The organism is Bacteroides caecigallinarum, assembly GCF_021530995.1.
Lineage (GTDB): Bacteria > Bacteroidota > Bacteroidia > Bacteroidales > Bacteroidaceae > Phocaeicola > Phocaeicola faecigallinarum.
This window is the reverse complement of sequence record NZ_JADYTF010000051.1, coordinates 1-24,057: the sequence shown is the minus strand read 5'-3', so window position 1 is coordinate 24,057 and position 24,057 is coordinate 1. Positions and strand designations below refer to the sequence as shown.

The following is a 24,057-nucleotide window of genomic DNA, read 5'->3' as shown; positions in this document are numbered from 1 at the left end:
AAGTTATATAATCGGTATTATGTTTAATTAGAAATATGGGATTATAAAGGGACTTCCCTTTCTGCGTACTTCTAATATCTATATTTATTTTTTAATTGCTGAGAATTCAATTTTTCTGAGAAATCAGATATCTGGCAGTAAATTCTGCAATCTGAGGAATAATAAAAAATGCTTTGACATCTTTCAATGTGGATGTCAAAGCATTTTTATTAAGAAGATAATAATGTATATAATTTTTAACTAGCATTTCACTTTCAGTCCTTCCAGTACTTTACGCATTTCCTCGTAAGTAGTGATTCTTGTAGGAACCAATGGAAGTCTCAGTTTGTTTTCTATCATACCCATCATGCTGAGCATTGCTTTCACTCCAGCAGGATTTCCGTCAACGAACAGTAGTTTGAACAGTTCAGTAAACTGGTGATGTATAGTGAGCGCATTGTTATAGTCGCCTGCCAGTGCAAGTCTTGTCATGCGGCTGAATTCTTTAGGGAATGCGTTTCCGATTACAGAAATTACGCCTACAGCTCCCAATGTAATCAGCGGGAATGTAATTCCGTCATCTCCAGATATTACATCGAAGTTTGCAGGTTTCTTCTTTATAATTTCGTCCATTTGCGAGATATCACCCGAAGCTTCTTTTATAGCCACTATATTGTCGAAATCATGAGCCAGTCTCAATGTTGTGGCTGCAGTCATGTTTACACCTGTACGTCCCGGGACATTATATAGTACTATAGGAAGCTTTGTAGACTGTGCTATAGCCTTATAGTGCTGGTAAATACCTTCCTGTGAAGGTTTGTTATAGTAAGGCACAGCTATCAGCAGAGCGTCTACTCCTGTCATATCTTCGTTCTTTATAGTGTCGATCACAGTCTGTGTACAGTTGCTTCCAACGCCCAAAAGTATAGGAACACGTCCGTTAACTCTCTCTATTACAAGTGATTTGATTTTCTTTTTCTCTTCGGCTGTCAGTGTAGGAGTTTCTGCTGTTGTACCCAGCACACAGAGAAAATCTATTCCGTTCTGCACCTGATATTCCACTAGTCTGAGCAATGAATCATAATCAACGCTTCCGTCTTCTTTGAATGGCGTGATTAGTGCCACTCCCATTCCTTTCAATCTTTTTCGTATCATAATTTAATGAATTCCTCGTTTGTGAGTTACAAAAGTACGAATATTTTCTTTTAAAACTATTTTTCTATTACTTTTTTTGGTTATGTGGGTAAAATTTTGAACTAAAACAATTCCAGCTGAATGTTCTTGTTGGCTTTTTGCGGTTTTTCTTCCGCATTCTTTGCCGCAGTGTCCACCGTATTGTTTTCTTCAGGTATATCCATGCTTACAGTGGTCTTTTCAGCACTTTCTATGAGCTTCAGAAATTCATTTTCGTCCATAATCCTTATACCCAGCTTCTGAGCCTTTTCCAGCTTGCTTGGTCCCATATTTTCGCCGGCCAGGATGAAACTTGTTTTCTTCGATATGCTGCCCACATTCTTTCCTCCGTGCTTCTCTATGATATCTTTGTATTCATCTCTTGAGTGTACTGCGAATACTCCGCTTATCACCACCGACTGTCCTTCCAGAATGTTTGACAGTGCTGCTGTCTCTTCGGCATCCATCTCCATTTTCAGTCCTGCCGCCTTCAGCCTTTCCACCAGTTCGCGGTTCTTCTCGCTGCTGAAGAAGTGTATGATGCTCTCCGCTATTTTCTCTCCTATCTCGTCTATAGCCATCAGTTCTTCTTTTGTGGCAGTCATCAGGGTGTCAATATTTTTTATTGATCTGGCTAGTTTTTTGGCCACTGTTTCACCCACGAATCTTATTCCCAGTGCAAACAGTACTCTCTCGAAGCTGACCTGTCTGGATGCTTCAAGACCTGCCATGATATTCTGTGCAGATTTTTCTCCAAAACGTTCCAGACGTGCTATTTCCTGTTCCTTAAGTGTATACAGATCGGCTGCGTTGTTTATCATTCCTTCCTGATAGAACAGGTCCACTGTCTCCGGTCCCAGACCTTCTATGTTCATTGCCTTGCGGCTTATGAAATGCTCTATTTTACCTTTTATCTGCGGAGGACATGAATCTTCGTTCGTACAGTAGTGTGCCGCTTCGTCGTCGAATCGTGTAAGTGGCTCTCCGCATTCCGGACAGTGCGTGATGAATCTCACCGGTTTGCTGTCAGGAGTTCTTGAAGCCATGTCCACTCCGGTTATTTTCGGGATTATCTCTCCACCCTTTTCCACGTACACCATGTCACCCTCGTGCAGATCCAGACTCTCTATGATGTCTGCGTTATGAAGTGATGCCCTTTTCACTATCGTTCCCGAAAGTTGCACAGGGTCAAGGTTTGCCACCGGAGTTATGGCTCCCGTACGCCCAACCTGGTATGTCACCTTCTGTAGTTTCGTTAGTGCCTTTTCTGCCTGAAATTTATATGCTATTGCCCATCGTGGCGATTTGGCTGTGTATCCCAGGTTTTTCTGCTGTCTGATGGAGTTCACTTTCAGTACTATTCCGTCTGTGGCTACAGGCAGGTTCTTTCTTTCCGTATCCCAGTATTTTATGAAGTCGAAAACCTCCTGCAGAGTCTTCACCTTGCGCATTGTGTCCGATATCTTGAAACCCCATTTGCGTGCTTCCTGCAGGTTTTCGTAGTGTCCGTCGCATGGCAGGTTCTCGCCGAGCAGATAGTACAGGTAAGCGTCAAGTTTTCTTGATGCCACTACTGCTGAGTTCTGTTGTTTCAGTGTTCCCGAAGCAGCGTTTCTGGGATTGGCAAATAGTGGTTCCTCTTTAGCCTCACGTTCTCTGTTCAGATTTTCGAACACTTCCCACGGCATAAGTATCTCTCCGCGTATTTCGAATTCCTTTGGATAGTTGTCTCCCTTCAGCACCAGTGGCACTGTACGTATTGTCTTTACGTTGTTTGTCACGTCGTCGCCCTTCACTCCGTCGCCTCGTGTCACAGCCCTTACCAGCTTTCCGTCTTCGTATGTGAGCGATATTGAGGTTCCGTCAAACTTCATCTCGCAGCATATCTCAAACTCCTCGTTCAGTGATTTTCTAACTCTTTCGTAGAAGTCTGTCACTTCTTCTTCCGAATATGTGTTTCCCAGCGACAGCATGGGATATTTATGCTCCACTTGTACGAATTCTTTACTGATGTCGCTTCCCACTCTCATTGTAGGCGAGTTCTCGTCATACGTCTCCGGATACTTAGCTTCCAGATCCTGCAGTTCGCGCATCAGATGGTCAAATTCGATGTCGCTTATCACAGGCGAGTTCAATACATAGTAATTATAATTATGTGTGTGAAGTTCTTCACGCAGTTTATATATTCTTTCAATTTCAGGATTTGTCATAATATTTACGATGTTAGTAATGCAAATTTAGCAAAAAAACTCATCCAGCCGCTATATGTACGGATGATAATGTGTATTTTTGCAACTACTAACAACTAAGAACTAAAAACCCAACAACTATATATGAGAATAGACATTATAACCGTTTTGCCTGAGATGATAGAAGGCTTCTTCAACTGCTCTATAATGAGCCGTGCCCAGAAAAAAGGTATTGCCGAGATTCATATACACAATCTCCGTGACTATACTCTCGACAAATACCGCCGTGTAGATGATTATCCTTTCGGCGGATGTGCCGGTATGGTGATGAAGATAGAGCCTATCGACCGTTGTATCACAGCGCTGAAGGAACAGCGTCATTATGATGAAATAATCTTTACAAGTCCCGATGGCGAGAAGTTCGACCAGCCTATGGCAAACAGTCTTTCCATGCAGGAAAACCTCATGATTCTGTGCGGTCATTTCAAGGGTATCGACTATCGTATCCGCGAACATTTCATCACTAAGGAGATAAGCATAGGCGACTACGTTCTCACCGGTGGCGAACTTGCCGCTGCAGTCATCACCGATGCCATCGTACGTATCATTCCGGGAGTGATTTCCGACGAACAGTCTGCTTTGTCCGACTCTTTCCAGGACAACCTTCTGGCTCCTCCCGTATATACACGCCCGGCAGAATACAAAGGCTGGAAAGTGCCTGATATCCTTCTTTCTGGTCATGAAGCCAAGATACGCGAATGGGAATTCCAGCAGTCGCTCGAACGTACCAAACGCCTGCGTCCGGACTTGCTTGGGGAATGATTTCTTTTAGAAAAAGTATTGTAGTATATAATAAGGTACAAAATAATAAATCCCGTGGAACCTGAGTTTCACGGGATTTATTATTATATAATGAGAAGTTAAGAACTTCCTCTGCTTTATCTAATCTTACACTTCCAGTGCCCCGATAATATCGCGTACCGAAGAGTAACCGTGGCGTTCCAGATAATCGTTTATACCTTCAGCCACTTTCACTGTAATTGCAGGATCTATAAAGTTTGCAGTACCAATCTGGATGGCAGTTGCACCTGCCAGCATGAATTCTACAGCGTCTCTCCAGTTCATTATACCGCCCAGTCCGATTACCGGAATATTCACAGCCTTAGCTACCTGCCATACCATTCTCAGGGCGATAGGTTTCACAGCGGCACCGCTCATACCACCGGTGATAGTCGAAAGTACCGGTTTGCGTTTCTCAGCATTGATAGCCATACCCAGTAAAGTATTGATAAGCGATACGCTGTCCGCACCTGCTCCTTCAGCAGCACGAGCTATCTCAGTAATATCTGTAACGTTAGGCGAGAGCTTCACAATAAGAGTCTTCTTGTAAACATCTCTTACTGCTTTCACAACTTCTTCGGCACCCTTTGCAGTCACACCGAATGCCATACCTCCCTGTTTCACGTTAGGGCATGAGATGTTCAGCTCTATAGCCGGAATGTTCTCCAATTCGTTGATGATACGTGCAGTCTCTGCATAGTCTTCAATCTGCGAGCCCGACACGTTCACTATCATATTAGTCTTGATATCCTTGATTTTCGGATAGATGTTTTCCACGAAATAGTGCACACCCTTGTTCTGCAGACCTACTGCATTGAGCATACCCATCGGAGTTTCCGCCATACGCGGATAAGGGTTACCTTCGCGGTGATGCAGTGTTGTACCCTTCACTATGATACCACCAATTCTTTCCAGGTCAACGAAATCCTCGAATTCCAGACCGTAGCCGAAAGTTCCCGATGCAGTCATCACCGGGTTAGCCATATTCAGCTTGCCAATGTTTACGCTCAAATCTGCCATAATAACTTCTTATAATTAAATACAGGACCCTCTTTACATACACACACATGACCTTCCTGAGTGTTCTCCACGCAGCACAGACATGCACCTACACCGCATGCCATTGTATTCTCAAGCGATACTTCACACTCTATGTCGTTTTCCTTTGCATATTTAGCCACAGCCATCATCATAGGTTTCGGACCGCAAGTATATATCATGTCGAATTTAGTCGATTTCAGGATGCTGTGCATAGTCACATATCCTTTTTCGCCAGCCGAACCGTCTTCTGTTGTGGTATACACATCGCCCAGAGCCTTGAATTCATCCAGTTGCAGAAGATCGTTTGCCGAACGTGCACCCAGCAGGAACACAGGCTTGCAACCCATCTTCTTAAGAGCCTCGCCCATGTAAAGCATAGGAGCAGTTCCCACACCTCCGCCTACCAGCAGGAGTTTCTTTTCATTGTTTTCAGGCATAGAGAATCCGTTGCCCAAAGGAAGTACTACGTTTACTGTATCACCTTTTTTCACTGTAGCCAGCTGTCTTGTGCCGTCGCCCACCAGCTGTACAAGGAACCACACCTCGTTAGTAGTGCGGTCTACGTAGTTTATCGAAATCGGACGACGCAGGAAAGTGGTGTTCGAACCATCAATTCTTATTTCTGCAAATTGTCCGGGAAGCATTTCAGGAAGTGGCTTGTCCTGTGTCAGCTTTATGAGAACATAGTTGTTGTGCAGACGTACGTTCTCAGTTACAGTCAAATCTAAAATGTATTTTTTCATAAAAAACCGGATAAAAATCGTTTTGTAATGCAAAGATAGTGCAAACCGAGTGAAGTACAAAGTGAAAACATGGTTTTCAACTTTTAATTCCGAGGTGCAGCCTATCTTATCCAAAGATACTCATTTCCCTTTATATATAAGGTGTAGCCCTGTGGCAAATCGGTATTTTTTTATTGAAAGTTCAGTCCGCTCTTTACTTGTTGTCCGGTTTGAATACCTCGAAAGTACCGTTATCGTAGAATATTCTTATTTCAGTGATTTTCGGAGCAGGCTTTTCTATGTATCTAACAACCTCTTTTTCAGATTCTTTATGTGTATAAACAGGCGTTTCTGATGTTTTCTCCTTGCGAAAATCGAAATAAAACTGCCCGCTACCCGTATTTTCCGGATTCTCGGCGTTTTCAAACAGTGGCATGCCGCCCGTAGTTTCCTGGCCAAAGTCTGTCTGACCGGATCTGCTACTGTCCGTAGTGCCATTTCCTGCTTCGTTCATGTACATGCTGCCTTCACCGTACATTATCCAGTTCAGGCTTATGTCAGGAAAAGACTTGTGAAGTCGCTTTACCATATCCAGGCTCGGATTGTTTCTTCCGCTGAATATGTGTGATAGCGATGAAGTGGAAATTCCTATTTTTTCTGCAAAATCAGCGTTGCTTAGACCTACCGAACGCATGATTTGGATTATTCTGTCCTTCATTTACAAATGGAATTATCAGTTTTAATAATGTTACAAAGGTAAACATAAGAATTTACATAAGCAAATTTACATACATAAATGTAAAGTATACAGACGTAAATACAATTGTCAATTGTAAAGTAGAATTGTAATTTACATGTGTAATTTGTTTAAATAAAACATTTGTAAATACCCTATAAAGTACTGATAATTTGAATATTATATCGTTATATATTTGTATACAGCCCATTTTCTGCCTGTTATTCCTGTATATCTGTATATTTGTTCAAGTCAATTATATCTATACATGTTTATATCATTGGAATACAGTGATATAACATATAAAATACTGTATGAAATAATATACATTTACATTTATAAAGTATGCATCCTCTGTTACGTTACAAAGGTCTACTCTCCCCTATTACATTTGTAAATCACATTATCAATGTCAAATTCACATTCCTTTTCTATACAACTGTAATCAAATTACAATTGTAATTTACATAATTAAACCGCAATTCTATATACAGATGTAAACTCTTTCTCTGTTTTTTCTCCAAATGGCTGAGAATTGAAAATTTTCGTCCAAATGTACACTTGTCCGTAAATTTTAAAATCTCAGCCTTGTTTACGTATATGCACAAAAAAAGCCTTATCCTCATCGGATAAAGCTTCTTGAAGTATTAATCAGTTGTAAATATCAGTGTAGAATGAAATAGACGAGTTCTCTGAGCATTTCTCCCGGCGTAAGTGTTACATTACCTATTCCTTTCGAACGTGCGTCACAGAGCCTTATTTGCGTTATTATGTTCATCACCTTGACTCCCGAATAAGCCCTCATGCCCAGCAGATACTCTTTTGCCTGCCATGGCGATTTCAGGCCCAGGTATGCAGCCACTCCGTTTTCCGATCTTTCGGGAGCATAAAAGGCCACCATCAGATTCGAGAAATAATTGAACAGAAGTGTCAGTGTGGGTTGTATCGGATTGTTCTTCGGATTGTCGTTGAAATATTTCACTATCTTGTTTGCCTTGAGCACATCCTTTGCTATTATGGCATTCTTAAGTTCGAAGTTGTTGTAATCCTTGCTTATGCCGATATTCTTCTCTATTTCCTCCGGAGTTATTCTGTTTTTCCCTTTCGGCATTGTGATGATAAGCTTTTCCAGTTCCCCTGCCAGTCTGTTCAGGTCGTTTCCCACAAATTCAGCCAGCAGTTCGGATGCCTGATCTTCTATATCCATCTTCTTTCTTTTCAGGTAAGCCGATATAAACCCTGGCAGCATGTTTTCCTTCAGCTTCTTCGATTCGAACACCACACCTTTCTTTTCAATCTCCGCCACAACCTTCTTTCTTCTGTCCAGTGTGCCATGTTTGTAGCATATCACCAAGATAGTACTTTCCAGTGGTTTCTGCATGTAGAAACCCAGTTCGTCCCATCCTCTCAGGTTCTGTGCTTCCTTCACCACCACCACCTGATGATCGGCCATCATCGGATAACGTTTCGCGTTGTTCACTATTGTTGCCATTTCCGTGTCCAGTCCGTACATCACTGTCAGGTTGAATTCTCTCTCGTTTTCGTTCAGTGCCTTTTCCACTATGTAGTCAGCTATTCTGTCTATATAGTAATCTTCTTCACCCATCAGCAGATATACCGGTGCGAATTTTCCGTTTTTTATGTCTTTGGCTATTTCTTCGTATGTCATTGCTGTTGTCAGTCCTTTAATTTGTTTATTCCAGGTTTTCTTGTTTCAATCGGTTTTATTAATTTTGTTCCTGATAAATTTCCGTTACAAAATCCCGACGGTTATAACTTTAATTGCAAATATACGAAATGTTATCATTAAACCTTCCATCAGCCACATTTAAAATTTCCGAGCGCGACGGCAGGAAGTATATATTCGATATCCTGCGCAGGAAATACGTTGCCCTTACTCCCGAAGAATGGGTACGTCAGCATTTTGTCCATTATCTCATCCACCATCTTGGTTATCCCTCCGGGCTTTTGGCCAATGAGGTTGCCATCAATCTCAACGGATGTTCCCGTCGTTGCGACACTGTTCTATACGATTCATCCCTGTCTCCCCGTATGATTGTTGAGTACAAAGCATCCGACATTCCTCTTACCCGCGAGGTTTTCAATCAGATACTCCGTTACAACATTGTTCTTCGTGTAGACTATCTCATAGTGAGCAACGGCATCAATCATTACTGCTGCCGTGTCGATTATAACTCAGGCAGCTGTACCTTCCTTACCTCCGTTCCACATTATTCCGAATTATAAGGAAAAATCTGATCCGAAGACCATCACACCAAAGGTAATCATAAAGACAAAGGCAGAACCGTAAAAAATGTTTTACAAAAAAACATCATTACGGTTCTGCCTTGTTCATTAAGTATTTATCTGTCTGTTATTCAGCCGAGCTTGAAAGTCTTGATCTTCTTGGCTTGGTTTCCTTTACAGTTTCAGTTGCTGTAGGAGCCACACCTGCCAGTTCCTGGTCAACCATGATTCTACCGCAGTATTCGCATACTATGATTTTCTTTCTCATGCGTACATCAAGCTGTCTCTGTGCCGGAATCTTGTTGAAGCATCCTCCACATGCACCTCTCTGTACGTAAGTGATTCCAAGACCGTTTCTTGAATTAGCTCTGATACGTTTGAAAGCCTGAAGCAATCTTGGTTCGATAGTGCTTTCAATGCTTTTAGCGTTTTCTCTCAGTCTTTCTTCTTCCTGTTTTGTTTCAGCCACAATTTCATCAAGTTCGTTCTTCTTGTCTTCCAGGTCTTTTGTTCTTTCCTGCAGAGCGTTTTCACTCTTTACAATTTCCTCTTCCTTCGCCTTGACTGAAGCATTTGCCTCTCTGATTCTCTTTTCGTTGAGTTCCACTTCCAGCGACTGGAATTCGATTTCCTTTGTCAGCACGTCAAACTCGCGGTTGTTTCTCACGTTGTCCTGCTGTGCCTTATATTTTTCTATAGAAGCCTTAGCCGCTTCGATGTCAATTTTTCTTGTAGCTACATTCTGCTTCAGTTCTTCTATTTCGTGTTTGATTTTTTCAATACGAGTGTTCAGTCCTGTTATTTCGTCTTCCAGGTCTCTGACTTCCAGTGGCAACTCCCCTCTGAGAGTTTTGATTTTATCCATTTCCGAAAGGATGGTCTGTAGTTTATACAGAGCTGTAAGTTTCTGTTCTACGCTAATTTCCGGAATGTCTTTTTTTACTTCTTTAGCCATAATTCTTATAAATATTTTATAGGGTTCGTATTAATTCTTGTCATTTCAATTCTCAGGTTCGGGAATTTTCTTCTCAGTATCATTCTTATGATATCCTTAGTGTATTGTTCGCTTTCGTAGTGTCCTATTTCCGTAGCCAGAATGCTGTCCTCATAGTAGAAATAGTCATGATATTTTATTTCTCCCGTCACGAAAGCGTCCGCATGTTCCTTCACCGCCTTTTCCATCAGGAAAGCGCCTGCACCTCCACATAGGGCCACCTTCGAAATCAGTCTTCCCGTCAGTTTCGTGTGTTTTACGCATCCAGCCTCGAAAGTCTTCTTCACATGTTTCAGAAACTCTGTCTCCGTCATAGGTTCCTCCAGCTCGCCTATGGCTCCAGCTCCTGCCGTCAGCCATTCGCCCATGCTGTTTCCCTGCTGAGCATCGTTTCCTCCGTCCTGCTGCATATACTCCTTCGGATCCAGCACTCTCACGTTCTTCAACCCGATTTTCTCGGCTATCATGTAGTTCACCCCGTTCGGTGCATTGTCCAGGTTCGTATGCATTGCATACACTGTTATTTCGTTTTTGATGGCATTCATTATACACCTTTCCGTATAATCCTTGCCTGTAATCGATTTATATCCTCTGAACATCAGCGGATGGTGCGAGATAATCAGGTTAATTCCCTGGTTTATAGCCTCTTCCACCACGTCTTCAGTAACGTCCAGACACAACAAAGCCCCTGCAGCTTCCACGTCTGTCAATCCCACTTGCAGTCCGGCATTATCAAATCCGTCTTGCAGGGGCAGAGGCGCGAATATCTCAAGGGCGTCAATAATTTCCTTAATTTTCATATTTGCGAATAAATTCACTGCAAAAATACAAACAAACTGCGTTGAATAAATTACGGGAAGGTAAAAATTAAGTTTTTTTTGCAAAGAAACGGCGTAAGCTCCTTCAAGCCTACGCCGTTTCTCTCATATATATGTAATTTCGTGTGAAATCAATATGCTCTAGCAAACAATACTCTTCTTGCCGAAGGCTTTCCGGTCACCATATCCACACCCGGAGTCAGGCTTTCCTCGTCAGCTTCGAAAGGCAGACATCTGATAGTAGCCTTTGTCTCTTCCTTGATGCGGTCTTCAGTTTCCGGGGTACCGTCCCAGTGAGCCAGGATGAATCCACCCTTCTCAATCTGTTCCTTGAACTCATCGTAAGTATCCACCTTCACGATATGCTCGTTTCTGTATTTCAGAGCCTTCTGGTAGATATTTTCCTGAATTTCCTCAAGCAGATTCTTTACATATTCCTCTATGCCGTCGCATGAACGGGTTTCTTTCTCCAGAGTATCACGACGCATAACCTCCATAGTATTGTTTTCCAGGTCGCGTCCGCCCATTACCAGTCTCACAGGCACACCCTTCAGCTCGTAGTCAGCGAATTTGAATCCAGGACGCTTGTTGTCAGCGTTGTCATATTTCACAGAGATACCCATGCTTCTCAGCTTGTTCACTATGCCGCCAACTTTCTCGTTAATCTGGTTCAGCTGTTCCTCGTTCTTGTAGATAGGAACGATAACCACCTGTATAGGAGCCAGATGCGGAGGAAGTACCAGACCGTTGTCGTCCGAGTGAGTCATTATCAGCGCACCCATCAGACGTGTAGATACACCCCATGAAGTAGCCCAAACGTAATCCAGCTTGTTGTTCTTGTCCACGAACTGTACGTTGAATGCCTTTGCGAAGTTCTGTCCCAGGAAGTGTGAAGTACCGCACTGCAGTGCCTTACCGTCCTGCATCAGTCCTTCTATAGTGTAAGTGTCCAGTGCTCCTGCAAAACGTTCGTTAGCCGATTTCACACCCTTTATTACAGGCACAGCCATGAATTTCTCTGCAAAGTCACCATACACGTGCAGCATCTTCTGAGCTTCAGCTTCAGCTTCCTCTCTTGTAGCGTGCGCAGTGTGACCTTCCTGCCACAGGAACTCAGCAGTACGCAGGAACAGGCGTGTACGCATTTCCCATCTCATTACGTTAGCCCACTGGTTACACAGTATAGGCAGGTCTCTGTACGAGTTAATCCAGTTCTTGTACGTACTCCATATGATAGTTTCCGAAGTCGGTCTGATTATAAGTTCCTCTTCAAGTTTTGCGTTAGGATCTACGATAACTCCCGAACCGTCTTCGGCATTTTTCAGTCTGTAGTGAGTCACTACGGCACATTCCTTAGCGAAACCTTCCACGTGTTCAGCTTCGCGGCTCAGGTATGATTTAGGAATAAGCAGCGGGAAGTACGCGTTCACGTGTCCTGTTGCCTTGAACATATCGTCCAGTTGTCTCTGCATCTTTTCCCAGATAGCATATCCGTAAGGTTTAATCACCATACATCCTCTCACCGGCGACTGTTCAGCCAGATCAGCCTTCACCACCAGGTCATTATACCATTGTGAATAGTTTTCACTTCTTTTGGTAAGTTCTTTCAGTTCTTTAGCCATAGCTGTTATTTTATTATTTAGATAGCTTTTTTGATATTTGATTTTATGAGAGTGCAAAATTAATAAAAAAAGCGTACAGTATCATTCTGTACGCCAAAAAAGTTATTCCTGATAGTCGTAATACCACCAGAAAGTATCTCCGAACTCTCTTCTCATTATGTTTCTTTCCTCGTATTCCGATTTGTATCTTTCCGTTTTCCTCTCCAGATACCTTTTTCTTGCCATGTGGAACACACTGTCCTTGTCCTCAATTTCATATTTCCATTTCGGGTTCATTGCCTTATACATCAGTGCCGCTTCCTTTTGGTATCTTTGCAGCGAGTCGCCTTTTATTCCATATCGTTTCAGTGCATTTGCAAATCCTTCCAGATCTTTGTCCAGCATCAGTCCAGTCAGATAGTAAGTCTTTGCATATCCGCAGCTGTCCTTCTCTCCGGCCATTCTTTTCAGATACTCCATCCTGCTTTCGCCATATTTGGGTACTCCTCCCAGCATGCAGTATATCGAATCGTTTGTATATCTCAGTGTTTTTGTCGAGTCTTCATCGAAGAACATTCCTTCCACATTATAGTATTGCGGATATCTGAACACCTCTTCTCCTGCTTTCCCCATTTTCGTCATGGCCATCATCCTCAGTGCGGTCATTGTTCTTGTAGTCCTGAGCGATTTCCCGGCCACTCTCATGACCTCTTCATTATTGCCTTTAGCCATCAGGCTCTCCATTCTCAGTTCGTTATGGAAATATCTGTCCGTGTTTCCCAGACACACCGTAGCCACACTCATTGCCGTCATCAGTGTCACGTTCCACATCACTGTCTGTATCATTTCGGAACTATTATTGCCTGTTCTGCCAAACACTCTTATCAGCGTCATTACCGTCACGAACACGGCTGTTGCAGCCGGCATCATCCACCACCATGCGTGGTATGACTCTCCCATGTATACATCCCTGCCGAATCCTGTCAGTGCCACCAGTCCCATGAACGAAGGCAGATATGCCAGTGCATGCACTTTCCCTCTGAGTCTCATCAGCAGGTTAAGTCCCCATTTCATAATCATCAGTATAATTATGATGACTGCTGTTGCTGGTACAATCTTAAATTCCGTGTTTCCTTTAGCCATTGACAGGTGGACAGCTTCCAGCAAGTCCCTTTGGAACAAGGCCAGATACACCGTAGAAAAGGCTAAAAACATCAGGCTGCACACCAGATAACTCAGGCGTGCAGTCTTTCTGTCATATTTTAAGTATCTGTTATTATATCTGTTATTGTTCCATCCCATAATCATTTACTAATCCTCTTCAGGACAACAGCAGTTCTTGCCGGCAGATAAAGTTTGAGCCATTCTTTTTTCTCTTTGGCATACACAGGGTCTGCGCATGTAAAGTGTCTCACCGAGTCGTCGTTGAATCCGAAGCCTCCGAAATCCTTGTTGTCAGTGTTCAGTACCACCTGATATTCACCTTTCGGAACCAGGAATCCGTAATCTGTGAACGACCTTGTAGGGCTGAAGTTGAACACGAACACCAGATCCTTTCTTCTGTATGCCAGAACCTGATCTCCGTCATTGTGCCATACTTCCACCACATCCGTCTTCTGTATGTTTCTCACACTCTTCATCAGAGCCACCATCTTTTCGTCGAAGTCTCCCAGATAGTGATAGCACAGTTCCTTGTTGTCCACCAGGTTCCATTGTCTTCTGGCATATTTGTACGACCATCCGTTACCTTCTCTCGGGAAGTCAATCCATTCCGGATGACCGAATTCATTACCCATGAAGTTCAGGTATCCTCCGTTAATAGTCGAAGCCGTAAGCAGTCTTATCATCTTGTGCAGTGCTATACCTCTCTGTACCACTCCGTTTTCGTCACCCTTCTTGAAGTGCCAGTACATGTCAGCGTCACACAGTCTGAAGATGATGGTCTTGTCACCCACCAGTGCCTGGTCATGGCTTTCGCAGTACGATATGGTTTTTTCGTCCTTTCTTCTGTTAGTCACCTCCCATAGCAGACTCGACGGTTTCCAGTCCTCATCCCTTCTTTCCTTTATTATCTTGATCCAGTAGTCAGGAATGTTCATTGCCATTCTGTAGTCGAATCCGTATCCTCCGTCCTCGAATGGAGCAGCCAGTCCCGGCATTCCCGACACCTCTTCGGCTATGGTAATAGCCCTTGGGTTGAGCGAGTGTATAAGCTTGTTTGCCAGAGTCAGGTAGCAGATGGCGTTGTCGTCCTGGTGTCCGTTGTAGTAGTCACCATAGTTGCAGAACGCCTCTCCCAGTCCGTGGCTGTAATATAGCATCGAAGTCACACCGTCGAATCTGAATCCGTCAAATTTGAATTCCTCCATCCAGTATCTGCAGTTCGAAAGCAGGAAGTGCAGCACCTGGTTCTTTCCGTAGTCGAAGCATAGAGAGTCCCATGCCGGATGCTCTCTTCTGTCTCCCTGATAGAAATACTGGTGTGGGTCACCCGCAAAGTTACCCAGTCCTTCCACTTCGTTTTTCACTGCGTGCGAGTGTACTATGTCCATAATCACCGCTATACCCATCTGGTGGGCTGTATCGATAAGTTGTTTCAGTTCGTCCGGAGTACCGAATCTTGAAGATGGAGCGAAGAAGCTCGACACGTGATATCCGAAGCTTCCATAATATGGATGTTCCTGTATGGCCATAATCTGGATGCAGTTATATCCGTCCTTGGCTATTCTAGGCAGAATGTTTTCTCTGAATTCGTTGTAAGTGCCCACCTTTTCCTCGTTCTGAGCCATACCCACATGACATTCGTATATCATCAGAGGTCCCACATTAGGCAGGAACACTTTCTTTTTGAATTTATAAGGTTTTTCCGGATCCCATACCTGTGCGCTGAATATTTTTGTATTTTCGTCCTGCACCACCCTTGTTGCCCATGCCGGGATTCTTTCTCCGCAGCCGTTGCTCCAATACACTTTCAGTTTGAACAGGTCTCCGTGTTTCAGGAGCTTGCCCGGCAGTTCTATTTCCCAGTTTTCGGTTCTTTTTACTTTGTTCAGTTTGAATTCCGGAGTTTCTTTCCATCCGTTGAAATCACCAATCAGGTATATGGCCGTAGCGTTAGGTGCCCATTCTCTGAGTACCCATTTTGTATCTTTTCCTTCTTTTATTTTATGTAAGCCGAAGTAAAGATGTCCCGAAGCGAAATCCTCCAGCGAGCATCTTTTTGTAAGTTCCCTTTCTTTTCTCAGCACCATTTCGTGTCTGCCGTTTATTGCGTTGGCAAACGGTTCCAGCCATGGATCATTCTTAATGATGTTCAAAACTTTTTCCATATTAATGCAACTTTAGGTTCTATTATTAGGTTCTTTTTTTTAGGTTTTTTAGATTACTAAATCCGGTTGTTACAAAAATACATTATTTTTTCAAGAAAAGGAAGAAAAAAGTATAAAAAAAAGCTTTACACAGTGTATTTCTTTAAGTTTTACATTTTTTTGTCATCCAATAGTCTTCCGTTTTTAAAAGTTCCCGTTCTGATGATTTTTCCCGAGGCATCTTTTTCCACGAAGTCACCGTCCTTCTTTCCGTTCTTGAATTCGCCTTCGAACACAGTTCCGTCTTTTTCCTTTATAACACCCTTTCCGTGTTCTTTACCTCTTTCGAAACTTCCTTCGTACACCGACCCGTCCGTCATGAACAGTTTTCCCGTACCTTCAGCCATATTGTGTTTCCATTCACCTTCGTACACATCTCCGTTGGCCCAGATGTATTTACCCTGTCCGTTTCTTTCGTTGTCTCTCCATGCACCTTCGTACACGGCTCCGTTCGCCCATTTGAATACTCCCTGGCCATCCTGTTTTCCGTTCTTGAATTCACCTTCGTATATGTCACCGTTCGGATACGTATACACGCCCTTTCCGGTTCTTTCGCTGTTGGCGTATTCTCCTTCGTATTTTTCTCCGTTATGGAAGTAGTACACGCCTTTTCCGTCCTGCACGTCCTCTTTCCATTCTCCGGTATATTTGTCTCCGTTGGTATAAGTGAATGTACCTTTTCCGTGTCTGAATCCGTTTTTCCAGTGTCCTTCATACTGCGATCCGTCCTCCCAGATCATTTTTCCCGATCCGTCCTTCAGGTCGTTCTTCCAGTGTCCCTCGTACACTGCTCCTCCTGCCCAGACATATTTTCCCTGTCCGTTTCTTTTGCTTTTGCTCCATTCTCCCTCGTACTTGTCGCCGTTGAAGTAGTCCATCTTTCCTTTGCCTTCCTGCTGGTCCTGCTCCCATGCTCCCACGTACATATTGTTGTTGGTGAAGTAGTACGTGCCCTCACCCTGCTTCATGTCCTCCTTCCATTCGCCTATGTATCTTTCTCCAATGTTCAGCATCATTGTACCCTGTCCGTCTCTTTTCCCTTTCAGATACTGCCCTTCGTACATGTCGCCGTTCGGGTATACCGTTCTTCCCATGCCGTTTGGTTTTCTTCTTTTCAGTTCTCCCGAGTATTCCGCCCCGTTCTTGAATTTATAGTATCCCACAGAGAGTTGCGCTTCAGCAGCCCCGCATATCATCATTGCGCATATCGCCATTCCGTATTTCAGTACATTCATTTTTTCCGTTTTTTTTTGATAGTTAAACATTACCTGCCACCACCTTCGCCATACTGTTCCAGTCCAGATACTTGTCGGCAAGTTCCATGATTCTTTTTTCCGATATATTTCTGATAGAGTCGATGGATTTTTCGAAGAAATCATCCTCCAGTCCGGCTGTCATCACATATATCCATGCTTCCGATATTGACAGTGTATTCTCATATGCCCGGCATATATCTCCCATCATATAGTTCTTCACCATATTCAGTTCGTCCTTGTCCGGCATTTCACTCTTCATCCTGTCAATTTCGTTTTTCACCTCTTTCAGCACACCCTCCACATACTCGTTTGCGGTTTCCGTACTGACAATCAAGAGGCTCGTGCCCGGATATGTCACTATTCCCGATGCCACTCCGTACGTATATCCCTTGTCCTCTCTGATATTCTTCATCAGTCTGCTGCCGAAGTATCCCCCCAGCATTGTGTTCATCACCTTCAGGTCCAGAAAATCCTTATGCTTTCTGTCCGGCATGAAAAGTCCCAGCTTCACCGAGCTCTGCATTGCGTCCTTTTTCTCCACCTTCACAATCTCTCCGGTCTTTCCTGTAGGCTCCGGAATCATCAGTTCAGTGTTTTTGCCGCATGCACCCCATTTCTCCTGTCCCAGACACTCCTCTATTCTCTTCATCACGTTCTCCGTCACCTTTCCCGCAACAAACAGCGTACAGTTGTCGCTCGAGTAATTCTCTCTGTAGAACTCCTTCAGCATATCCGCCGACAGGTTGTCGTAGTCCTGCTCCTCGGCAAATCTTCCCAGCGGATGCCCCTCTCCGAACATTTCCACGTTCAGCCTTTTCCTGGCCATAACCTCCACTCTCTGGGCGTTTACCATATACATCTGCTTGTTCGTGTCGGCCACTATTCTCAGTTCCCTTTCCGGGAATACAGGCTGTTTCACCATCTCCGCCAGCACTTCTATTGTTTTGTCAAAGAATTTTCCCAGCGAGTACAGGGTTATGAATCCGCAGTTCACCGACGACGACAGGTCCAGCCATGCCCCGTAGAAATCCAGTTTCTCGGCAATCTGTGCCGACGACATGCACTCTGTACCTTCCCTCAGCATTCTGTTTGTCATCATCGCCTGCAGCGGGAATTTCTGGTTCAGCTGTCCGCACCTCATCACCAGGTCCAGTCTTATCACGTCTTCCTTTCCCGTATCCAGAATGCTCGCTGTCATGCCGTTAGGCATAATCTTCCTGACAGGTCTTTCTATATTGAAATCGGCTATATCCTTGATAGCCGGAATAATCTTTCTGTCCACTCCTTAAATTATAAATTAATCATTGATATGCAAATTTACGAAGAAATTCATAAATTTGTATGCAAAAGAATGCAAAAGAATACAATAACTATATTACTCATGAACACAATGTCATCCCATACCTGCCTTGTCTGCCTTGGCAGCAACCTCTGTCCCGAAGTCAATATGGACAAGGCTTGCGAGGCTCTTACCCGTATGTTTCCGGACATACGCTGGAGTCCTGTCATAGTCAGTCCCGATATCAGGAAGATCCGTTCCGTGCCCGACTATCACAACCGTGTGGCCCTCTTCACCACCACCATGTCCATGTCCTCTGTCAGGTCATGTTTCAAGGAGCTGGAAAGATCCTGCGGTCGCACGTCCGACTCCAAATCCACCGGTCTCGTACCACTCGATATTGATCTTCTGCGATATGGCGACACCATATTCAAGTCCGAAGATATGCATGCACCCTACGTCCGTCAGGGCCTTGATTATCTCACAGGAAAGTAAAGCTTACAGCTATGAATACACGCATACTCATATCACTCTTTATCATGCTCCTCACGTCCATGTACACCGGAGCACAGAATCTCATGCGCAATCTCTCTTACGGTTTCAGGTTAGAGCGTGGCCATCTCATACCAGGCGACAAGTTCGGCAAGGATCTCATCCGCACTAACGGTTTTGGCAGCTACATTCTCAGCGCTACCTATCGTGCCGATAGCGCTACAGCTACCCCCTACGATCTCACCTTCGGCTATCCCGGCATCGAGGCAGGTATCATCCTCTCGGACTATAGCCGTTCCACACTCGGACGTCCCGGTCGTGACCATACATCCTGTATAGGCTACATCATAGGTCTCTACGGCAGATTCAACCGCGACCTTCTCCAGCTCCCTTCCTTCCGCCTTGGCTACAGCATATCCAACGGCATAGGCTATTGCACCCAGCCCTATTCCTATCCCTCCAATGTCGACAATGAGTTCATCGGTTCTCCCTTGTCCATCTATTTTGCCACCAGCCTGTACGCAGCTTTCCGGTTCCACCCCCGTTTCGAGTTCATGTGTGCGTATGGACTGCGTCATTTCTCCAACTCCGCTCTTAGCCGTCCCAATAAAGGAGCCAATACCCTCGGCACCTCTATCGGATTACGCTATTATCCTTCAGCCGACGAGAAACCTACCTACAGGCTCTACAACTCTACGGACTCCCCTAAAGGCATATACTTCGATATCAGTGCCGGTTGCAATCTCCACACTATGATTGAGACATGGTACCTCCACCAGTCGTCACCATCCACAGTTCCCGCCCATTTCCCTGTGCGTCCTTCCTTCGCCACCTCGCTGTCCGCCATGTACCGTTATCATCTCAAGTTCAGTTCCGGTATAAGCCTCGACTATATGTATGCCGGCTATTATGCCGAAGCCTCCCGTATTGACAGCAACAAAGGCGTTACAGGCTATCACTACAGCCCCCATGTGCTCGGAGTCTCCCTCCGTCACGAAGTCCGCTACCGTCGTATAGCCCTCGGTGCAGGTTTTGGCTGGTACCTCCACCGCCGTTTGGGACAGATGGGCGAGACCATGGCAAAACCCTATTACGAAACCATCGGTCTACGCTATTACATCCCCTCTACGCCTCTTTATGTCAGCTATGATGTCCATGCCCATCTTCTGCGTGCAGATGCCATGCAGTTCAATCTCGGGGTATGTCTCTAGATATACTCAAACGGGCTGTCGAAATCCTTCAGCATAGGATGCTTCTTGTCCTTTTCGCTCATTATAGCCGCCTCCATAGGTATTTTCCAGTCTATTCCCAGGCTCTCGTCGGTGATGCATATACCCCCGTCAGCCTGCGGAGCATAGAAGTTGTCACATTTGTACTGGAACACAGCTTCCTCGCTCAATACGGCGAATCCGTGAGCTATACCCTTGGGCATGAACATCTGCCTGTGGTTCTCTTCCGTCAGTTCCACCGCCACATGTTTGCCGTATGTCGGACTACCCTTTCTTATGTCCACCGCCACATCCAGAACAGCCCCCTTGGTCACCCTCACCAGTTTGCTCTGGGCGAAAGGCGGACGCTGGAAGTGCAGTCCCCTCATCACCCCGTAAGCCGATTTGCTCTCATTGTCCTGTACAAACCTCACCTCGCTCACTTCCCTGCAGAAATCCCTTTCCGAGAACGATTCAAAGAAATACCCTCTTGCGTCAGTAAATATGCGTGGTTCTATTATCACCACCCCCTCTATATCAGTCTTGATAACATTCATTTTTTTCTATTAATTCCATTAAGTACTGTCCATACTGGTTTTTCAGCATAGGCAGTGCGTTCTTTCTCATCTGCTCTTTGTCTATCCATCCCTTGAGGTATGCAATACCCTCCAGACACGCTATTTTCAGTCCCGTCCTCTTCTCCAGCACCTCTATATAAGTCGAAGCCTCGCTCAGCGAATCGTGTGTACCCGTGTCCAGCCATGCAAATCCTCGTCCCAGCGTCTCTACCATCAGTTCTCCGTCTTCCAGGAAACGCTGGTTCACAGTAGTAATCTCCAGTTCCCCACGTGCCGACGGCTTGATGCTCTTGGCCACTTCCACCACCTTGTTCGGATAGAAATACAGCCCCACCACCGCATAGTTCGATTTCGGTTTCTCCGGTTTCTCCTCTATGCTCAGGCAGTTGCCATCCTTGTCGAATTCAGCCACACCGTAGCGTTCCGGATCCTTCACCCAGTAGCCGAAAATCGTAGCCTTCTTCTCTTCCTCAGCCATGCGTACAGCCTCTTTCAGCATTCCGCTGAATCCCGCGCCATGGAAGATATTATCCCCCAGCACCAGACATGCCGAGTCGTCACCAATAAACTTCTCGCCTATTATGAAAGCCTGTGCCAGCCCGTCCGGACTAGGCTGTTCCGCATATTCAAATTTCACTCCGAATTCCGTACCGTCACCCAGCAGACGCTTGAATCCCGGCAAGTCATACGGAGTCGATATTATCAGAATCTCCCTTATCCCCGCCAGCATCAGCACAGATATAGGATAATAAATCATCGGTTTGTCAAAAATCGGGAGCATCTGTTTGCTCACTCCCTTGGTGATGGGATACAGCCTTGTTCCGCTACCACCTGCCAGTACTATTCCTTTCATATAGATACATTTATCCAAATTCTTCGCACACCCGTACGTTCCTCGCCACCGCGTTTATTCTCACAGGTTTATTCCTCGCTATAAAACCTTTTCATTAGTTCTCTATATATTTCCAGCAGAAGATCAGTTTTGTTTATAAGTTCGTTTATAGCCTGTACCACTTCCTGATCGTCTATAGGATAGTCATGAGCAATCTCGTTTCTGAGTTCACGTACATATACGTTCTCTTATTACTTTTTCTCTTTCTGTCATTGCAGTAATATACCTTTTGATAATGCCTCACGAGCTACAACAGATGTCTCGTGGTCGCCGATAATGTCTATTTTCTGGTCTCCAAGCAGTTCTTTCAGCCTGGCAGCCATTCGTATTCTTTTCAGTATGCCTCCATTGCTTTGAGGTGTACGCAAAAGGAGGTCTATGTCGCCACCGCGTTTATTCTCATCTGTGCGTGACCCGAAGAGATATACTTTTACTCCTTTGCCGTATATCTCATTAGCTACTTTCAGTATTATTTCTATTTCCTTTCTGCTCAAACGCATACTTTATTTTTTACAAATACCTTTGTACAAAAGAAATTAAATTCTTTCTAAAAACCAAATATCCACTATAAAAAAACGAAAAATTCCCCCACACCCGGCTTCACTCTTCCGGATATGGGGGAGTACCTCTATCAGTCGATTGTTCCTTTATTCCCTTCTTATATGCAACTCAATCACCTCACTCTGTCTGTTCAGGAATTCCTTTGCGTCCTTCACCACCAGAGCCAGATATCCGCCACCGCCTGCACCTGCCAGCTTCCATGCCATCACGTCCGGCATTGCGCTGTAGTGCGCTATGGCATCACTGATAAAACTGTTGTCCTGCTGCGGACAGTCTATATACGCCGGATTAATCATTCCCGGGAACATAGCTGTCTGCGCCTCGAAACTGGCCTTATACGCCGCTGCAAAGCCCTCCAGATTGCGTCCCATAATAGCCTTCCAGCATGCGTCTGCCGCATCCGCCAGAGCCTTCACCTTCTCCACGGTTATGTCCTTGCCTTCCACCACCGAGCATCCCGATTTCCTCGGCTCTATCGGAACCATCACCAGGTGCTGTTCCAGAAACCTCAGAGTCATCTCGTCACTGCAAATCTCCACTTTCTTAGGCCAGAAGTTATTGTCATAATAGTGTCTGCACAGCCCCGGAATGCATATACCTATCGCATCCTGCGCCCCCGATATATGCCCCGCTTCCCTTTCCGGATTATTCTCGAAGCAGAACACCAGCCTAGCCAGCATCTCCGGATCCATATTAGGCATCTTCACCGGCCAAATCTTCTTTATGATGTTCCGGGTGCTTGTGCTCAGTCCGCACCTCTCCCTCACCTCGAAGGTAGGCTCCAGCGATATAGTAATCGCCCATCCCGGATGATACACACTCACGTACGGCTGGTCAATCCATGTACCCGCCAGATCCAGACGCGTTGGGATACCCTTGCTCTCTCCCGCCTCGTTCTCCGCCTTCTGCATAGCCGCCTTCAGCGAGCTCGAGCTTCTAGCCTCCAGTCCCTCGTGCGGAGTGCGCTGCAGCTCGATGTACTCTATTCCGCGTTCCTCACACAGCCTGCGTTTCTCCTCGCTGCCACCTTCCGCGTTCACCACGAAGATATCCGGCTTCACAATGTCCAGAGTCGGTATGAAGTCTATCACCCCATGCCCCTCGTTAATATAAGCCTCTTTCACAGCCTTTATGTTCCTCACCATGAACAGACGCTCCTCCTGCGGGAACATCGGTTTCCTGTGTTTATATTCCAGATACGTCGCATCCGATCCGATACCCACATACAGGTCGCCGAATCTCGAAGCCTGCTGGAAGAACTCCACATGTCCGCTGTGCAGCAGGTCATAACAACCGCTCACGAAAACTTTCTTATTTCTCATACTCTACCTCAGTCAGCCCCTTAATTAACTTCGTTGACCGTTGGTTGGCTTCGCCGACTTTCAGTTCTTAATTATTAATTATTAACTATTAATTATTTCACGATTCCTTTTTCCAGATACTCAGCCAGGTTTGTTCTCACCTTCGAAGCCACACTGTCTGCAGCCACCTTCGCCATATCATGTTCCACCATTATTTCCACCAGTTTCTCGAAGCTTGTAGTCTGCGGATTCCATCCCAGTTTGGCCTTAGCTTTTGTAGGGTCTCCCCACAGGTTCACTACGTCAGTAGGACGATAGAAATCCTCCGATACCGCCACCAGAGTCTTGCCCACCAGATGCCCGTTTTCAGGATTGCTGACCGACACACAGATACCCTTCTCGTACAGTCCCTCACCCTCGAATCTCAGTTCAATGCCCGCATGGCGGAAAGCAAGATCCGTAAACTCACGCACCGAGTGCTGCACACCCGTAGCAATTACGAAATCCTCCGGCTTCTCCTGCTGCAGAATCAGCCACATACACTCCACATAGTCCTTCGCATAACCCCAGTCACGCAGAGAATCCAAGTTACCTAAGTAGAGACAATCCTGCTTTCCCTGAGCTATACGTGCCGCAGCCAGAGTAATCTTTCTAGTTACAAAAGTACGAATAAAAAGTGATAAACAGAAAAATGTAGCAAAGTTATTGGCAGATAGGCGTTTTAGGAAGATGGCTTGAAAAAATGAAAGACAGAAAAAGCAATGAAAAAGCCAAGTTAGGAC

The 24,057-nt window shown here is 45.0% G+C and carries 21 protein-coding genes and 1 pseudogene; 4 read left to right on the top strand and 18 right to left on the bottom strand.

The genetic code is table 11. The annotated features are described in order from the left end of the window. Nucleotides 1-240 precede the first annotated feature (240 nt). Both dapA and ligA read right to left on the bottom strand, forming a co-directional pair. Complete coding sequence (gene dapA / locus I6E24_RS08460; RefSeq protein ID WP_235327854.1) at nt 241-1,134, bottom strand: 4-hydroxy-tetrahydrodipicolinate synthase; 894 nt, start codon at nt 1,132-1,134, stop codon at nt 241-243. Between the two features lie 230 nt (nt 1,135-1,364). Next, nucleotides 1,365-3,362: pseudogene (gene ligA / locus I6E24_RS08455) on the bottom strand (NAD-dependent DNA ligase LigA); the annotation flags it as partial. 123 nt (nt 3,363-3,485) lie between these two features. On the opposite strand from ligA, the gene trmD reads away from it, so the two are divergent. After that, nucleotides 3,486-4,163 (top strand): tRNA (guanosine(37)-N1)-methyltransferase TrmD, encoded by a 678-nt coding sequence (gene trmD / locus I6E24_RS08450; protein WP_235327852.1) that lies wholly within the window; start codon nt 3,486-3,488, stop codon nt 4,161-4,163. Nucleotides 4,164-4,289: 126 nt separating this feature from the next. On the opposite strand, the gene I6E24_RS08445 is transcribed toward trmD, so the two are convergent. From I6E24_RS08445 to holA, 4 genes are all read right to left on the bottom strand, one after another. Continuing rightward, complete coding sequence (locus I6E24_RS08445) at nt 4,290-5,201, bottom strand: dihydroorotate dehydrogenase (RefSeq protein WP_235327850.1); 912 nt, start codon at nt 5,199-5,201, stop codon at nt 4,290-4,292. Continuing rightward, nucleotides 5,189-5,965 (bottom strand): dihydroorotate dehydrogenase electron transfer subunit, encoded by a 777-nt coding sequence (locus I6E24_RS08440; protein ID WP_235327848.1) that lies wholly within the window; start codon nt 5,963-5,965, stop codon nt 5,189-5,191. The genes I6E24_RS08445 and I6E24_RS08440 overlap by 13 nt, the downstream gene beginning before the upstream one ends. 193 nt (nt 5,966-6,158) lie before the next feature. Next, nucleotides 6,159-6,662 carry a helix-turn-helix domain-containing protein gene (locus I6E24_RS08435; protein ID WP_235327846.1) on the bottom strand — a complete coding sequence of 168 codons (504 nt, stop codon included), beginning with the start codon at nt 6,660-6,662 and terminating at the stop codon, nt 6,159-6,161. A gap of 682 nt (nt 6,663-7,344) precedes the next feature. Further along, nucleotides 7,345-8,349, bottom strand: coding sequence for a DNA polymerase III subunit delta (holA, locus tag I6E24_RS08430; protein ID WP_235327844.1), 1,005 nt, complete (start codon nt 8,347-8,349; stop codon nt 7,345-7,347). Nucleotides 8,350-8,477: 128 nt separating this feature from the next. Here holA and I6E24_RS08425 point away from each other — a divergent pair, with 128 nt between their 5' ends. After that, nucleotides 8,478-8,927: a type I restriction enzyme HsdR N-terminal domain-containing protein gene (locus I6E24_RS08425; protein ID WP_235327842.1), complete on the top strand. Its 450-nt coding sequence runs from the start codon at nt 8,478-8,480 to the stop codon at nt 8,925-8,927. A 127-nt stretch (nt 8,928-9,054) separates the two neighbouring features. On the opposite strand, the gene I6E24_RS08420 is transcribed toward I6E24_RS08425, so the two are convergent. The 7 genes from I6E24_RS08420 to I6E24_RS17360 all read right to left on the bottom strand — a co-directional run bounded on the left by I6E24_RS08420 (nt 9,055) and on the right by I6E24_RS17360 (nt 18,246). Next, nucleotides 9,055-9,882: a zinc ribbon domain-containing protein gene (locus I6E24_RS08420; protein WP_235327840.1), complete on the bottom strand. Its 828-nt coding sequence runs from the start codon at nt 9,880-9,882 to the stop codon at nt 9,055-9,057. Nucleotides 9,883-9,887: 5 nt separating this feature from the next. Continuing rightward, the gene (locus I6E24_RS08415) at nt 9,888-10,721 is read right to left on the bottom strand and encodes a Nif3-like dinuclear metal center hexameric protein (protein WP_235327838.1); all 834 of its coding nucleotides are present in this window, start codon (nt 10,719-10,721) and stop codon (nt 9,888-9,890) included. Nucleotides 10,722-10,870: 149 nt separating this feature from the next. Beyond that, on the bottom strand, nt 10,871-12,361 hold the full coding sequence (gene proS / locus I6E24_RS08410) for a proline--tRNA ligase (protein WP_235327836.1): 1,491 nt from the start codon (nt 12,359-12,361) through the stop codon (nt 10,871-10,873). Nucleotides 12,362-12,463: 102 nt separating this feature from the next. Beyond that, nucleotides 12,464-13,642 carry a DUF6057 family protein gene (locus I6E24_RS08405; RefSeq protein WP_235327834.1) on the bottom strand — a complete coding sequence of 393 codons (1,179 nt, stop codon included), beginning with the start codon at nt 13,640-13,642 and terminating at the stop codon, nt 12,464-12,466. A gap of 2 nt (nt 13,643-13,644) precedes the next feature. Beyond that, on the bottom strand, nt 13,645-15,669 hold the full coding sequence (locus tag I6E24_RS08400) for an alpha amylase C-terminal domain-containing protein (protein ID WP_235327832.1): 2,025 nt from the start codon (nt 15,667-15,669) through the stop codon (nt 13,645-13,647). Between the two features lie 149 nt (nt 15,670-15,818). Next, complete coding sequence (locus I6E24_RS08395; protein ID WP_235327830.1) at nt 15,819-16,943, bottom strand: phosphatidylinositol-4-phosphate 5-kinase; 1,125 nt, start codon at nt 16,941-16,943, stop codon at nt 15,819-15,821. Between the two features lie 22 nt (nt 16,944-16,965). Next, nucleotides 16,966-18,246 carry a M16 family metallopeptidase gene (locus tag I6E24_RS17360; RefSeq protein WP_235327828.1) on the bottom strand — a complete coding sequence of 427 codons (1,281 nt, stop codon included), beginning with the start codon at nt 18,244-18,246 and terminating at the stop codon, nt 16,966-16,968. 27 nt (nt 18,247-18,273) lie between these two features. Between I6E24_RS17360 and I6E24_RS08385 the strand changes: the two genes are divergently transcribed. After that, complete coding sequence (locus tag I6E24_RS08385; protein WP_235327826.1) at nt 18,274-18,738, top strand: 2-amino-4-hydroxy-6-hydroxymethyldihydropteridine diphosphokinase; 465 nt, start codon at nt 18,274-18,276, stop codon at nt 18,736-18,738. 11 nt (nt 18,739-18,749) lie between these two features. Beyond that, entirely contained in the window at nt 18,750-19,946 is a 1,197-nt protein-coding gene (locus I6E24_RS08380) for an acyloxyacyl hydrolase (RefSeq protein WP_235327824.1), read from the top strand. On the opposite strand, the gene rfbC is transcribed toward I6E24_RS08380, so the two are convergent. From rfbC to I6E24_RS08355, 5 genes are all read right to left on the bottom strand, one after another. Next, nucleotides 19,943-20,500, bottom strand: a complete 558-nt coding sequence (rfbC, locus tag I6E24_RS08375; protein ID WP_235327822.1) for a dTDP-4-dehydrorhamnose 3,5-epimerase — start codon at nt 20,498-20,500, stop codon at nt 19,943-19,945. The genes I6E24_RS08380 and rfbC overlap by 4 nt on opposite strands. Next, complete coding sequence (gene rfbA / locus I6E24_RS08370; RefSeq protein WP_235327820.1) at nt 20,481-21,374, bottom strand: glucose-1-phosphate thymidylyltransferase RfbA; 894 nt, start codon at nt 21,372-21,374, stop codon at nt 20,481-20,483. The genes rfbC and rfbA overlap by 20 nt, the downstream gene beginning before the upstream one ends. Nucleotides 21,375-21,622: 248 nt before the next feature. Continuing rightward, nucleotides 21,623-21,913: a nucleotidyltransferase domain-containing protein gene (locus I6E24_RS08365; RefSeq protein WP_235327818.1), complete on the bottom strand. Its 291-nt coding sequence runs from the start codon at nt 21,911-21,913 to the stop codon at nt 21,623-21,625. A 147-nt stretch (nt 21,914-22,060) separates the two neighbouring features. Then, on the bottom strand, nt 22,061-23,296 hold the full coding sequence (locus tag I6E24_RS08360; RefSeq protein ID WP_235327816.1) for an adenylyltransferase/cytidyltransferase family protein: 1,236 nt from the start codon (nt 23,294-23,296) through the stop codon (nt 22,061-22,063). A 92-nt stretch (nt 23,297-23,388) separates the two neighbouring features. Further along, nucleotides 23,389-24,057, bottom strand: a 669-nt coding sequence (locus tag I6E24_RS08355) for a GDP-mannose 4,6-dehydratase (protein ID WP_235327814.1), incomplete at its 5' end; no start/stop codon positions are given.